The sequence below is a fragment of the Thermodesulfatator autotrophicus genome, from assembly GCF_001642325.1.
In the GTDB taxonomy this organism is placed as follows: Bacteria; Desulfobacterota; Thermodesulfobacteria; order Thermodesulfobacteriales; family Thermodesulfatatoraceae; genus Thermodesulfatator; species Thermodesulfatator autotrophicus.
Map to the genome: position 1 here is coordinate 18,151 of NZ_LSFI01000035.1, position 14,283 is coordinate 32,433.

The following is a 14,283-nucleotide window of genomic DNA, read 5'->3' on the forward strand; positions in this document are numbered from 1 at the left end:
GGCGAGCGAAGCGAAGCAATCTTCATCCCGAGCAGTAGCGAAGGGATCAGAGTCGCCACGGCGACTACGTCGCCTCGCGATGACGCTCTGTAATGTAAAAAATGCTCCCATTAGCAAAAGGGCCTAAAAAGGCTTTGACAGCGCCTTTGATGATATTTGGTCAGGCAAAAGATATTCAAAGATGGAGTAATCCATGAAGATAGAGATCTACCGTGGGGCACCGTTTGTGGACAGGGAAGAGGAGATAGAGTTTTTTGTGGAGTGGTTCAGTGAGGTGCCGCAGAAGATACTCTGGGTATATGGCCCAAAGTCAAGTGGTAAGACCACGGTGATTGAGTATGTAGTGGAGAAGAGGCTACTCGGCGAGGGTAATTGGTGGGAGGAAAGCAAATTCTGGGTGAAGTATATCAATTTGAGGGAGAAGCTAATAACATCCTATAGGAGCTTTTTGGAGTCGTTCATTTATCCAGATGATGTGTACAGGGAGGAAGTAGAGAGAAACTATTGGATATCTCTCAAGTTTATAGGGTTAGATAGGCGGAAGCTTAAGGAAATAAAGAAGAGAGAGAGAGATTTATTTGAAGAGATAATGGAAGTGATAAAGAAAGAGAGTAAGGGTAAAAGGGCGGTGTTAATAATAGACGAGATACAAATATTGAGGGATTTATACATAAGAAATGGTAAGGGAGAAAGAGAGCTGCTTAAGAAATTTTTAAATTTTTGTGTGAGATTGACTAAAGAAACCCACCTATGCCATGTGGTGATTCTCACATCAAACACGGTGTTTATAGAGAGGATATATAATGACGCGGGACTTAAGGAAACATCTGAATTCAAAAAGATAGAGCATTTGAAAAGGGAACAGGTTTTTGAATGGCTTGAAATTGAGAAAATTAAAAAAGAAGAAATAGAGCTTATATGGGAATATTTGGGTGGGAGCATCCCGAGGATACTAAAGATGCTAAGTGCGTACAGGAAAGGAGAGGATTTAGAAGAATTTTTAAAGCGTGAGGCCTGGCTAGCGTATACAGAGATAGTGGATTTTCTGACGGATTTTGATGATCCCTGGCGGGAGTATTTCAAAGAGATAGCAAAAGAGATAGTGGAAAAGGGTTATTATTCAATAGAGGGGATTAAAAAAGAGCAGAAAAGATTTTTACAGGCTTGGGCGGAGAAGGAAATATTGTTTTATGACCCGCTGGAGTTAAGAATAACAGGCAATAGCCGGGTGTATGAGAAGGGGATGGAGATATTGCTTGAAAGGTTTGGCAAATAAAGCCATTAAGTTAAAAGGAGATTTTATGGAAAAGCTAAAACTTGTTATCTCTCAAGATAAAATAGGAGCCAAAGTAAAGGAGTTAGCCCAAACTATTTCTCGGGATTATAAAGATAAAAAGCCGGTTTTTATAGGTATTTTGAAAGGTGCCTTCATCTTTTTAGCTGATCTGGTAAGAAGTGTTGAGTTGCAAAACCTGGAAATAGATTTTGTGCGCCTGGCTAGCTACGGCACCTCTGATAAATCTTCAGGCCAAGTAAAAATAGTAAAAGACATTGAGCTGGACATAAAAAACAAAGACGTATTAGTAGTAGAAGATATTATTGATACTGGGCTAACTCTTTCCTTTTTCCTTAAATATCTTGAAAAATTTAGCCCACAATCAGTTAAAGTTTGTTGTCTTATTGATAAACCAGAAAGACGAGAAATTGAAGTACCTATTCATTATCGTGGTTTTTACATTCCTCAAGGTTTTTTAGTGGGATATGGTTTAGATTTTGCGGAAAAGTATAGACATTTGCCTGAAGTTTACGAAATAATAAGGGAGTAAGCTGTGAAGAGATTTTTCAGATTCGTACTTCATTACTTTAAAAACAGCCCGTGGTATATGTGGGTAATAAGAATTGGCCTGGCTTTACTTCTTTTTAAGCTATTTATGTGGTCTCAAAAACTTGAACAATTAAGCAAAGGAAGTGGGGGCTAAGCCCCCACTTGTTTACCACCAGCTAATGGTTTTATCAGCTTCAAAAATAAGCTGTATTAGCTTATCGTAGTCTTGGTCTTCTTTTGCTTCATAAAGTTTAAATTCAAGAGCCTCATTTCCTTCATTCAATATAGCTACTAACTTTTTTACTTCTTCGTTTGGTTCATTTTTATACAAGTGAAGTATCTTCATTTAAATCCCCCCTTTTCAATAGACTAGTCAGCACAAGCTGGTGGTGGATCATGCTTTTGTCTAGGTAGTCCATAAGGAATAATAACGTCAGCTTCTTTTAATTTTTGAGCTAACTCTTCAAGCGTAATAGGTGTGAGACCAACTTCTTCATTATATTTTTTAGCCTCTTCGTCTTCAATAGTGTCTACTACATAGAAAACATCGCCTTCCATATCACGAATCCACTCCATATTTTCTTTAACATAATCCGTAAGCTTAGGCATCTTCTGATAAAATATACAGGCATGAGAATAATGATTCTCAATAGCTTGCCCAAGGGTAGAGCGTATAGCGTCAGTAATATAAATCCGGTTAGCTATTAAAAAATATATTTTCAAACTTTCACTCATAATTTCCTCCTTAATTTAAAGAACTATATATTTACCACATTGAGAAAGAATCTCTCCATGAAAGGCTTGTGTACGCATTTGTTTAGGAGTCATACCAGCAGGAATATCTGTATCAACATCAAAACCTTCACAAACATAAGAGTCAGCACAAATAGCTAAATCATCTTCAGGGACCATCTTAACCAACTTAGCAAATTCTGAATGTTTAGTAAGATGAATAGCTTTGAAAGTAAGAAATATTTTTACTTTCTTACCAGCTCTTTGAGCTGCTTCGGTAATTTTTAATAAGGGAGTCATATATTGTGGGGTAGTAACAAAAATCCCAAGTTTATCTGGATCTTTAGACATAAAACACCTCCTAATTGATTGACTATATTTAGCCTTTTTTGATGTAAAAAACGAAATATCCAGACTCTTCTTTCATCCCTAAAAACTCATGACCAGACCTTTCACACCAGCCAGGAATGTCATTTTTAGAGCCAGGGTCTGTGCCAAGTACTTCAAGTATTTGTCCTTTTTCGAGTTTTTGGATAGCCTTTTTAGTTTTAAGTAGAGGCATGGGACAGGAAAGACCTTTGCAATCTAGAGTTACATCTGCCTTAATCCCTTCTGGGGCTACTTTTACATCAGCCATAATTATTCCTCCTTTTTTGTGATTTATTTTAGTTTAGTTTACATTTCTATTACAAATTTGTTTGAGTCTTCATTCCAATCAATAATTACATACCAGAGCACACAAATAAAAGTTATTAAGAACAAAGTTCCACCATAACCAAGATATTCTGGCATAAAGATAGCCTTACCAAGATAACCATTTTCTATGACTTCATATTCAGCGAAGTAGTGTCTTATAAGAGAGTTGGAAAGAGCAAAAAATATTATAACAACCCAAAGTTTTATCTGTCCTTCAGCGACCCGCCAAAGAGCCCCTGAACCACATCCACCAGCCACTACCATGGCTGCTCCAAAGATGAAGCCTCCCAGCAAGGCTCCTAAACCAAAGGTAGGGGTTACATATACCATCTCAGGGCGAATTTCTTGATACTTTAGAATAGAAACACCTATTGCTCCCAATATTATGCTAATCATTACAGCTTTACCCATGGTAGCCTCACCTGTAACAAAGGGTTCCCTAAAACCATTAACCATACAAAAACGACTTCTGTGTATTACATATCCGATACCAGCAGTAATAATTAGACAACCACCCAAAATTTCTCCGTTGTCTATATCGCTGTTAAAATAGGCATAAGTAGCAACTATTAAGCCTACCAATAACAAAAAGCCTATATAAGGGCCTACTTTTTTAAAGCTTATTTCAAAACCACCTGAACTGGGAAAATGCTCAAGCTCCCAGTAAAGATATTTAACCCCTAAGATTACTCCGAAAACCAAGCCTACAGCCATTAAAAAGCCATTTGCAGCTAGATTGTGAAGGGCCACATAAAAACCTCCTACATTACAGCCCATAGCCAGAGCCGAGCCTAGCCCCATCAAAATACCTGTTACAATGGCTTTTATGTATTCAATCTTAGGAGGAAAACGTAAACCAAATTCACGAGCAAAGAAGGCAGAAATAGCAGCACCCCATATATAACCAATATTTAATACCGAAGAAGAAAACTCAAGAGGATGAGGTGGTGCCTCATCGTAAAAGCCTATGCCGTAAAAAAACCAATCAGCCCAGTTCCTTATCCCTCCAACTATACCCCAGGGGCGGTACCATGCTTCTAAAAAAATAGCAAATAAAGCCAGCATTATGCCGCCCATCATGGGAGACCAAGTAGACACAGCAAAAGATCTCCAATTCCTTGAAATTGCTTCTTTGAAGTCAGACATACATGACCTCCCTCCAAAGTATATTTTTTTACTATAAATAATAGACTATAAAGTTGCCTATCAAAACTGAATAAAACTGTCAAATTCTTTGAATATTAAAAAAACCATTTTTATCTCCAAAATAATAAGCTTTTTTATTCCTGTTTAAGATAATCTTGCCAAAAAGGAAAATGTGAAGTTTGTTTAAATAAGTTCAATAATTATTAGTCCGGTTAAAAAGGGGTTTAGGGTATGAAATATTTAAAGTTTTTACTATTTTCTTTATTTTTAGCTTTATTGTTTATACAAGGAGTATGGGCCATGGAGTTAGCCCCTGGGCTTTATAAGACCGTACTTGATAACGGGCTCACTTTAATCGTTGAAGAAAATCACCGCGCTCCAGTAGTTTCGGTACAGGTTTGGGTAAAAGCCGGAAGTGCTTATGAAAAAGACAGTGAAGCCGGCATAACCCATCTCATTGAACACATGATTTTTAAGGGTACAGAAAAACGTAAACCCGGAGAAATTGCTGCTACTATTGAAAGTTTTGGCGGAAGCATAAACGCTTTCACTTCTTACGATTACACCTGTTACTACGTCAATGGCCCATCAGAAGTACTTGACACCGCTTTAGATGTCCTTTCTGACGCCATTTTTCATTCAATTTTTGACCCAACCGAGCTTGAACGCGAAAAACAGGTAATCCTTGAAGAAATGCGAATGCGCAATGACAGGCCAGCCCTGGCCCTAGCTGAAGCAGTAAGGCAAAAGGCTTATCTAAAATACCCGTATCGCCGTCCTATAATCGGCTATCCAGAAACAGTGAAGGCCTTTACCCGTGACGACATCTTAAAATACATGGCCAGAAGATATCGGCCGGCCCATATAGCTGTAGTTATCGTGGGTGATGTAGAAGCAGAGACAGCCCTTTCTAAGGCTTCTTCCTATTTCGGCCGTGAACCTAAAAAACCCCCTCAAAAAGTTAAATTCCCTGAAGAACCCCCAAAAACCAAGCCTGTTTTAGTTACCATTAACAGAGATGTCCAGGAAGGTTATTTCCAGATAGCTTTGCCTGGCCCCAGCCTGTTAGAAAAAGAAGCCCCGGTAATGGATGTTATCGCAGCTATTCTTGGACAAGGGGAGTCCTCCCGTCTTTACCGGGAGCTTAGGCGCGAAAAGGGTATTGTTAATACAATTTATGCCTATGCCTTTACTCCCCAGGGGCCGGGGTTATTTGAAGTGGCAGGCACAGCTTCGGCAGAAAATCTGCGCGAAAGTTTAAAAGAGGCGCTAGTAGAAATATTTCGTCTGAAATATGAGCCTGTTTTGCCTGAAGAGTTAACTAAAGCCAAAGTTATGGTAGCAGCTGACTTTGTTTACAGCCGTGAAACCATGCAGGGTGAAGCCCGCAAACTTGGCGCCTTTGAAATGATTGCAGGAGACCCGTTAAAAGCCAGGGCCTATCTTGAAGCCATTAAAAAAGTAACTCCTGCGCAAATAAAAGAAGCGGCCCAGAAGTTTTTTACCCCTCAGGCCGTAGTGGCGGGACTCCTGGCCCAAAATGTTTCAGAGATAATTTCTCAAGAAGAGCTTGAAAATCTAGTAGAAGAGGCAGAAATGGAGGCCTCTGGCATTACCCCTGAGTTAGAACGCTGGATAGCTCCCACGGTAAAAAAGAAACTTGCTAATGGGCTAACTGTTCTCATTACCCCTCAAAAGGATGTCCCTTCACTGGCTATGGCCCTTGTTTTTCCAGGAGGCCTGAGGTTTGAAACTGCCGAAACCAACGGTCTTTTTCGCACGCTAGCTGGCCTTTGGACTAAAGGCACCAACAAATACTCAGCGGAAATGCTGGCTTCTATAGTGGAATCCATGGGTGGAGATATATCTGGTTTTTCCGGCCGAAACACCTTTGGCTTAAAAGGTGTCTTTTTATCAGACTACCTAGACCAAGCCCTTTCTCTTTTTGCTGAAGTAGCCAAAAATCCTGCTCTTTCTCAAGAAGAATTAGAAAGACTTAAACCAGAATTACTTTCAGCTTTGGCCCGGCAGGAAGATAATCCGCTTCAGCTGGCCATAAAAGAATTTTACCGCTTACTTTTCGCCCCCCATCCTTACGGCTTAAACATTTTGGGCTCTCCTGAAGTAATAAAAAACCTTTCGTCTCAGGACATCAAAAAGGCTTATGATTCTTTTGTTATTCCCTCAAGAGGGGTGTTAGCCATCGTGGGAGACGTTGACCCTGATAAAGTTTGGCCTTTGATTGAAAAGCATTTTGGCGCCTGGCAAAAAGAGGCTCCCCCTTTACCTGAAGATAAAGAACCAGAACCTCTTCTTGAACCCAAAATTTCTACCGTTAACCTTGACCGTGAGCAGGTTCACCTTATCCTTGGTTTCAGAGGGCCTGACATGTTTTCCCCTGACCGCTATGCCACAGAAGTCCTAAACGCTATTTTAGCCGGGCAAGGAGGAAGGCTATTCAAAGAATTACGTGACCAAAAGGCCCTTGCCTATTCGGTTACTTCTTTCCTGACCCTGGGGATCAACACTGGTGGTATTGGTTTCTATATTGCAACAGAGCCGGCCAAAAAGAAATTAGCCCTGGCTGGTCTCTGGCAGGAAATCACCAAAGTTGCCCAGGAAGGCGTTACCGACGAAGAAATCAAGAGAGCCAAAAGATGGCTGGTGGGCCGTTACTTAACCGGCCTTCAAACTAATAGCGCCCAGGCCTTAGAGCAGGCTGTAAACGAAGTACTGGGCCTGGGATATAATTACGGACTTCGTTATATCCAGAAAATACAAAATGTAGAATGGGAAAATATAAACGAAGTAGCCAAAAAGTACCTACAGAATCAAAGTTATGTACTGGTTACCGTAGGGCCTATTGAAAATTAATTTTTTAAAGGAAAGAGATGGCCTCGCCACTTTGTGGCTTGCAATGACGGGGTAGGGAACGTGGCTCGCAAGATACTGTGGACCGGTCACGGTGAGGTCTTCTAAGAGGTCAAAGCAATTCCTGAGACCGCTTCTTCGGCCGTCGGAGCCTTCGCAGTGACAACGCGACCAAGGCGTTACGAGGCCTCGTCAGAGGCCGAAGCAATCTCGCCCCAGCAATCTCAGAGACTGCTTCGTCGCGCTTATACGCTCCTCGCAGTGACAGAATGGTTATTATGGAGCATTTTTCCCCTTCCTCATGCAAGCCACCTTTTTCCGTCATTACGAGGAGGCCGGAAGGCCGAAGAAGTAATCTCAGGGGTGACAAGGTTAAGGATTATGTATTTTAAAAGTTTCATGAAGAGACTGAGCAATAGCTGAAAGAACAGCCAGCCACACCACCATTTTGATACCGCTTTTCAGGGTAAAGGGTTGTTTTAAAAATTTACGGCAAATTCCCGAAAACATATAAGTCATAACACCACTATAAAAAAAGAAACTAAAAATCCACCGAAAAGATTCATAAATGGTCTTTTCTAGATTCTCTGGATAATAGCGAATACTAAAAAGAATGCACAAAAGGACTCCCAGGAAGAGATATATTTTTTCTTTAAGGGTAAAGGTTGGCCAGGTCATTTTATTTTCAGGTTTACTTTTTCCACGTAAGGCTTAAAAGCTTTAGTACCTTTAGCCTCACTAACCAAGGTTAGAATTTTTTCATCTTTCACCAAAAGGCCCGAAAGAATAGTTATCGGAGAGTCCATAAAGGCCTCTGGAAACAAAGGAGTGCTAGGGCCAAGAAGTATTACTTCTCTTGGCCGATACAAATATTCAAAAATTTCTTCAAGGGTTTTATTTATGAGGGTAACCGAGGTAATTATGGCTATGGTAGCCTGTGGCAAAAGATCAAACATATCACTTTCAAGAAGAGTTTCGGCGTGTCTGGCGGGGTTCCTTTCAAATATCCACAATTCAGCCACTTTATTTTTTAACTTTTGCGCCAAAGGCTCAAAATAGCCCACCATAGCCACTTTATCTTCTGGGGTTACGGCCGCTATTTTTAAAGGATCCCCCATAAGGAAGTCATGGCGGGATTGATTTAAAATGGCGTTTATAGTAGCTAAACCAACTCCAGCTTCAAGCAAATTAGCGGAAAGAAAATATTTAGCTACCACGTCAGCAGGTTTTTCGGCAAAACTAACTTCAGGGGGAAGGAGATTACAGCTGAGCTTTTCTTCAATGATGGTATAACCCAGGCCAATCTGGCTGTTATCAAGCTTAACAGCTGTATAACCAAGGCCGAGGCGCACATCCTCTACTATGCGGCCCCGGCCCTTTGAAAGAGCTTTCTCTAAGAGGCGTTCATAAATATTCATTTTAAGCTTTCTTTAGGCCACAACTTCCCATTTTTTCAAACTCAAGGGCTTTAGTAGCTATTTTTTCGGCAATTTCTCCGAAGACTTTACCTAATTCACTTTCCGGGTCAAGGGCAGCTGGTTTACCAAGTTCTCCACTTTTAGAAAGATTGGGGTCAAGGGGAACCTTACCTAAAAAGGGCACCCTAAGGTCTCTGGCAAGCTTTTCCCCTCCCCCTTCACCAAAAACAGGGATAATATGTTCTTTTCCGTCAGGACCTATGGTTTTAAGATAGGCCATGTTTTCTACAATACCAAAAATCCTTGTCCCCAGTTCGTTGAACATATTAATGGAACGCACTACATCAGATATGGCCACTTTTTGCGGGGTGGTAACAATAACCACTCCTCTTAACGGAAAGACCTGGGCTACCGTTAAAGGGGCATCTCCTGTTCCAGGAGGAAGGTCAATTACTAAAAAGTCAAGTACTCCCCAGTCAACTGATTCAGCCAGCTCTGAAAGGGCCCGATGCACCAGAGGACCACGCCAGATAATGGGCTGGCCTTCGGGAGCTAAAAAGCCAAAGGACATCACCTTGATACCCCAGCGTTCAGGAGGGACCAAGAGATTATCCCTGGTAAAGGGCCTTTCACCCTCAAGCCCCATAAGCAAGGGGACATTGGGGCCGTAAATATCAGCATCAAGAATACCCACTTTATAACCCCTTTTGGCTAGAGCTACCGCCAGATTCACGGCTACGGTAGTCTTTCCCACTCCACCTTTACCACTAGCTACGGCGATAATATGACGTATATCTTTTAAAGCCTTTTTTTCTGGCACTTTCTTTTTACCAAATATTTTCTCTCTTTCTTCTGGGGTCATGGTAGTAAGTTCTACTTCTACTTCTTTTACTCCCGGAATTTCAGAAACCGCCTTTTTAACATCGCCTGCTATACGGCCTTTCATGGGACAACCTGCTATGGTCAAAGCTACCGTGACTTTTACTTTATCACCGTCAATTTTTACGTCGCGAATCATCCCTAAATCCACCAGACTGCGCCCAAGTTCCGGGTCTTTAACTTTTTTAAGAACCTCCATTACTTCTTCACGCGTTGGCATAGCGAACCTCCTGTTTTTATTAATTGAGACTTAATTCTAACACCAGCTGCCAGGGTGACCAGAGGTGCACTAAATGTTTTTAATCACAAAATTTGACAAAGAAAGATAAGGCCAGCATAACTTATAATGAGTAGAAAAGATAAAAAGCGCTGTGGAGCCTTTTATACTTCACAGCGCTTCCATCAATAAAAAATACAAATAAGAGACCCTTTGCAAAATATTTTCCTGAGACTGCTTCGCCTGTCCCGAGCGAGAGCGAGGGATCTCCTCGCAGTGACAACACGGCCAGGTCATTGCAGGCCTCGTCAGAGGCCGAAGCAATCTCAACCCGACAATCTCAGAGACTGCTTCGCTTCGCTCGCAGTGACAAAAAAAGGATGTCCTCGCGAATCTTCTCTTTACTCGTCATTGTTGCGAGCCACTTACCATCCCGTCATTGCGAGCCACGAAGTGGCGAAGCAATCTCTTCCCCGAGCGGTAGCGAAGGGATAAGAGATCGCCACGGCGACTACGTCGCCTCGCAATGACGCTCTGTAATGTAAATGCTCCCATTAATAATGTTTTAGAGTTTTGCAAAGGTCTCAAGATATAAATTAAACCTTGAATTGATCCACTAACTCTTTCATTTTAGCCGAAAGTTTGGCTAATTTTTCGCCTTCTTGTTTCACTTGATACATACTATCCTGAGCCAATTTTACCGCCCTTTCCATTTCAGGAACCAAGCTTGCCAGGTTTTTAGCTTCTTCAGAAACACTTTCCATATTGCCTGAAATACCAGAGACAGTAGCAGTTTGCTGTTCTACCGCGGTAGCAATATTGTTGGATATTTCAGTTATCTGGGAAATGACTTCAGCTACATCCTGAACAGAATTTACCACCTGGCCAGAAGACTCCTGAATGCTTTTAATTTTCTGAGAAATATCTTCAGTGGCAGAACCCGTTTGTCTGGCAAGTTCTTTAATTTCATTAGCTACGACGGCAAAACCTTTACCTGCTTCTCCAGCCCTGGCTGCTTCAATGGTAGCGTTTAAGGCCAGAAGATTAGTCTGGTCCGCAATGGAGTTAATAAAATTAACCACTTCGCCAATTTCTTGAGAACCCTGGCCAAGTTTTTCAATAACTTTTACTACCTCTTCTACCTTCTGGCGGGCCTCTTCAGCCACCTGAGCGGCGCTGGTGGTCTGTTGAGATATTTCCGTTACAGCACTTTCCATTTCTTTTATCATTTGTTGCACTTCTTCAGCTCTATAAAGTACCCCTTCACTTACCTCTGAAATAGAAGAAGCTTGTCCTTCCAGCAAGTTAACCCCCTCTTCCAGTTTGAGGGAAGCCTCATCTAATTGTTTGGAAGCCTGGGAAATGGAATCATTTTCAGCTTTAATACGTTTTACTATACGGCGTAGTTTTTCCAGAAAGGCGTTAAAGGCTCGGGCAAGAAGGCCTATTTCATCTTTGCCAGAGGCATCTAAGGTTTGAGTAAGATCGCCTTCTCCTTCGGCTATATCTTCCATGCGTTTAACCGCTTTATCAAGGTAGCGATGCATTTCCCAGCCGATTATGAAGGCCACGCCTACGGTAAGCAAGAAAGCCCCAAAAATAATAAAACTGGTTTCTTTTTTCTTGGCGGTAATAAAATCTACATACCGGCTTAGGTCTTGCTCCTGCACAAAGGTGCCGATTATTTGCCCTTTATAATCCTTTAAAGGTTTTAAACCCATACCTACCTTTTCATATAGGGCTACTTTATTTTCTAGCCTTGAATTAGAAGCCAAATCTTTTAAAGCTTTTAGATTGAGCTCACCTATCTGTGAGACCAAAACAAGATTACCAACGCGAACGGGGTTCTTAAGCCTGGTCATCACTGATGCCGTTTCAGGGGTAACAAGCACTCCAAGTTTTTCCTGGTTTTCTTTGGCTAAAAGCATAATTTCTTTCAAAGGAATAGCTGCTTCCACGCTTCCCACATATTGGCCTTCGTAAAAAATTGGAGCAATGGCCCTAACGGTTAGACCACCACGGCCGGCTTCAATACCACTTGCATCTTTTTTGGTTTTAATGATATCCACCACCATCTGGCGGAAACCAGTCAAGTCATCGCCGTATTTATTAGGCTTCCAGGTACGCAGGAAAGAACGCCCTTCTGGCGTATGAAAATGCAGAAAGAAAGGAAAGCCACTTGCTTTCTGGGCCTTTTCTACCAAAGGCATAACACTTGACAAAAGAAGTTCTCTATTGCCAGCGTTAAGAGCAGCCTGAACTTCGGGTATGTTCGCCACTACATTTACCAAAATTTTTTCATTGGCTTCAGCCTGTTTGATAAGCTTTTCTAAATAGGAAAAACTATGAAAAATATTGTCTTTAGCTGTATGCAAAATAAGGCCCTGGGTAGTTCTGAGAGAATGCCAAAAAGTTACCGCTGAAAAAAGCAAAACTCCTCCAATAAAAGGTAGCAAAATTTTCCAGCGTAAAGAAAGATTTCGCCAAAGATAAATAGGATTCATCATAGCCTCCTAAACTTTATTAATTTCCTAGTAATTTTTCGGCATAAAAATTAAAGACCTTAAATTTATTTAATTTGGCGGCCTACCTAATCTTTAGATTGCTTCGCTTGTCCTGAGCAAGCAAAGGATCTCTGCAGCGCCAAAAAATAAGGTCATGAGGAGAGAAGTAATCTCTGAAACTGCTTCTTCGGCCTTTCGGCCTCCTAGCAGTGACAGATGAGATATGTCATTGCGAGCGGAGAGCGAAGCAATCACTGATCCCTTCGCTAGCGCTCGGGACAAGGATTACTTCGTTACACTTCGCGCTCCTCTAAATAACCCGTCATAACCCGTCGGGTTATTTAGTCGGCCCTGCGGACTTCTCGTAAAATGCATGATAAAAAGAAATTATTTCGCCACGGCGATTACATTGCTTCGCGATAATACTCATGTAATTTAAAAAATACCCTCATTAAGATAAACTATAAGAATTATGTCTGATTGGATAATTCTATACCTTAAAAATCTATTTTATATCACGGCAGATATTGCCCCTTATTTCTTATTTGGTCTTCTGGTGGCAGGAATTATTAAACACTTTTTCCCGAAAGATAAACTTGCTAAACACTTAGGAGCTGAAAACTTTAGGGCCATATTTAAAGCCGCTGCCCTGGGTGTTCCCCTTCCGCTTTGTTCCTGTAGTGTAATACCTGTGGCCATTTCACTGGCCAAACACGGGGCCGGGCTTCCAGCCGTGGTGGCCTTTTTAGTAGCCACTCCGCAAACAAGCATTGACGCCCTGTTTATTACTTTTGGGCTTTTTGGTGTTCCCTTTGCGCTATTTTACGCCTTAGCGGCTCTATGGGCGGGAATTATAGCGGGAATAATCTCTTATTTAATTCTCAGGAAAGAAAAAATACCTCTGGCAGATGAAGCTAAAGCTTGTTGTGCTGAAAAGCCCACTAAGACTCCTATATCAGTCCTTCGCTTTGCTTTTATAGAACTAATGAGAGACCTTAACAAACCCCTTTGTTTAGGTCTTTTATTGGCTGCTCTTCTCATAACACTTCTTCCTCCTGGATTTCTAGGGCAAAAAATAGCCCCTGGCCCCACCCAATATTTTCTTATGCTATTAGCAGGGATCCCTCTTTACATGTGTTCTACAGGTTCTTTACCCTTAGCTTATTCTTTTTATTTACAAGGTTTTTCCCCTGGCAGCTTACTCATCTTTTTAATGAGCGGCCCTGCTACCAATACCACCTCTCTGGTTATCATCCGTAAACTTTTCGGCGGGAAAACTTTTCTTGTTTATGCTTTATCTCTTATAGGGTTTTCTTTAGTTGCAGGGATAATTCTAGACTTTTCTTTTTCTAAACTTTATTTTAACCCTCCAGTCGTAGAAACGGAAAAACTTTCTTTTACCAAACTCATAGCAGCTTGCTTTCTTATGGGACTTATCGCCTTCCATTTCACAAGTGACCTTTTTCAAAAAGACACCTGAAAATGACTTTTCCTCAGGGGAGGAACCTTCATTTAAGATGATTCTTTATTTAAACTCTATTGACTAAAAATTTAATTGTGATTTAATTCATAAATCCAAGTTCTGGGTGCCCCGCACCCAAATTCAGAACAAGATAAAAAACTTAATGTTTGAAGCCAAAGTCAGTATCTATAAAAGGGCTGTTAATCTTTGTTCAAATTTGGGTGCGGGGATAATCGGGAAGTCCGGTGAAAGTCCGGCGCTGGCCCGCAACCGTAACCGGGGACGAAAGCCGCTAGGCTCCAAAATTGGGCTAACAGGCCACTGGGGGTTATACCTGGGAAGGCGCGGTGAGTAGGATGATCCGGAAGCCGGGAGACCGGCCCAGAACTTTAAATTGTAGGGCTTCGAGGCTCAAGGCCCTGCAAAGGTATTCCCTTTGCGCCTCCTCGAAGGCCCTCCTGAAAAATTTATTACAAAAGGAGGGAATATTATGAGTCAGACAGTGGTTTGTATTGCAGAGTCCATCAACATTA

14 protein-coding genes and 1 riboswitch are annotated in these 14,283 nt (G+C 41.5%); of the genes, 5 read left to right on the forward strand and 9 right to left on the reverse strand.

Annotated features, from left to right (window positions below; genetic code table 11):
* The first annotated feature begins 193 nt into the window (after positions 1-193).
* From TH606_RS07865 to TH606_RS11700, 3 genes are read left to right on the forward strand one after another with little or no spacing between them, the layout of a single operon-like run.
* Positions 194-1,276 carry an ATP-binding protein gene (locus TH606_RS07865; protein ID WP_068542675.1) on the forward strand — a complete coding sequence of 361 codons (1,083 nt, stop codon included), beginning with the start codon at positions 194-196 and terminating at the stop codon, positions 1,274-1,276.
* A gap of 25 nt (positions 1,277-1,301) precedes the next feature.
* Positions 1,302-1,826, forward strand: a complete 525-nt coding sequence (gene hpt, locus TH606_RS07870; RefSeq protein WP_068542697.1) for a hypoxanthine phosphoribosyltransferase — start codon at positions 1,302-1,304, stop codon at positions 1,824-1,826.
* Positions 1,827-1,829: 3 nt separating this feature from the next.
* Entirely contained in the window at positions 1,830-1,979 is a 150-nt protein-coding gene (locus tag TH606_RS11700) for a hypothetical protein (protein WP_197460534.1), read from the forward strand.
* Positions 1,980-1,991: 12 nt separating this feature from the next.
* On the opposite strand, the gene TH606_RS07875 is transcribed toward TH606_RS11700, so the two are convergent.
* Genes TH606_RS07875 through TH606_RS07895 form a run of 5 tightly spaced genes read right to left on the reverse strand, consistent with a single transcriptional unit; the run spans position 1,992 to position 4,399 of the window.
* Positions 1,992-2,171, reverse strand: coding sequence for a hypothetical protein (locus TH606_RS07875; protein WP_068542677.1), 180 nt, complete (start codon positions 2,169-2,171; stop codon positions 1,992-1,994).
* 23 nt (positions 2,172-2,194) lie between these two features.
* Complete coding sequence (locus TH606_RS07880; protein ID WP_068542679.1) at positions 2,195-2,560, reverse strand: hypothetical protein; 366 nt, start codon at positions 2,558-2,560, stop codon at positions 2,195-2,197.
* Positions 2,561-2,575: 15 nt separating this feature from the next.
* Positions 2,576-2,908 (reverse strand): hypothetical protein, encoded by a 333-nt coding sequence (locus tag TH606_RS07885; protein WP_068542681.1) that lies wholly within the window; start codon positions 2,906-2,908, stop codon positions 2,576-2,578.
* A gap of 28 nt (positions 2,909-2,936) precedes the next feature.
* A complete protein-coding gene (locus tag TH606_RS07890) occupies positions 2,937-3,194 on the reverse strand; it encodes a sulfurtransferase TusA family protein (protein ID WP_068542682.1) in 258 nt (85 codons plus the stop codon).
* A gap of 38 nt (positions 3,195-3,232) precedes the next feature.
* The gene (locus TH606_RS07895) at positions 3,233-4,399 is read right to left on the reverse strand and encodes a YeeE/YedE thiosulfate transporter family protein (protein ID WP_068542683.1); all 1,167 of its coding nucleotides are present in this window, start codon (positions 4,397-4,399) and stop codon (positions 3,233-3,235) included.
* Between the two features lie 231 nt (positions 4,400-4,630).
* On the opposite strand from TH606_RS07895, the gene TH606_RS07900 reads away from it, so the two are divergent.
* Positions 4,631-7,273 (forward strand): M16 family metallopeptidase, encoded by a 2,643-nt coding sequence (locus TH606_RS07900; RefSeq protein WP_068542685.1) that lies wholly within the window; start codon positions 4,631-4,633, stop codon positions 7,271-7,273.
* 369 nt (positions 7,274-7,642) lie between these two features.
* Here TH606_RS07900 and TH606_RS07905 read toward each other — a convergent pair whose 3' ends face one another.
* From TH606_RS07905 to TH606_RS07920, 4 genes are all read right to left on the reverse strand, one after another.
* Entirely contained in the window at positions 7,643-7,948 is a 306-nt protein-coding gene (locus TH606_RS07905; RefSeq protein WP_068542687.1) for a hypothetical protein, read from the reverse strand.
* On the reverse strand, positions 7,945-8,688 hold the full coding sequence (locus TH606_RS07910) for a DUF364 domain-containing protein (protein ID WP_068542689.1): 744 nt from the start codon (positions 8,686-8,688) through the stop codon (positions 7,945-7,947). Before TH606_RS07910 ends, TH606_RS07905 begins: the two co-directional genes overlap by 4 nt.
* Before the next feature lies 1 nt (position 8,689).
* Entirely contained in the window at positions 8,690-9,787 is a 1,098-nt protein-coding gene (locus TH606_RS07915; RefSeq protein WP_068542690.1) for an Mrp/NBP35 family ATP-binding protein, read from the reverse strand.
* A 593-nt stretch (positions 9,788-10,380) separates the two neighbouring features.
* Complete coding sequence (locus TH606_RS07920; RefSeq protein WP_068542692.1) at positions 10,381-12,288, reverse strand: methyl-accepting chemotaxis protein; 1,908 nt, start codon at positions 12,286-12,288, stop codon at positions 10,381-10,383.
* Positions 12,289-12,760: 472 nt separating this feature from the next.
* Here TH606_RS07920 and TH606_RS07925 point away from each other — a divergent pair, with 472 nt between their 5' ends.
* Entirely contained in the window at positions 12,761-13,768 is a 1,008-nt protein-coding gene (locus tag TH606_RS07925; protein WP_068542694.1) for a permease, read from the forward strand.
* Positions 13,769-13,952: 184 nt separating this feature from the next.
* Positions 13,953-14,149: riboswitch (cobalamin riboswitch) on the forward strand.
* Positions 14,150-14,283 lie beyond the last annotated feature (134 nt).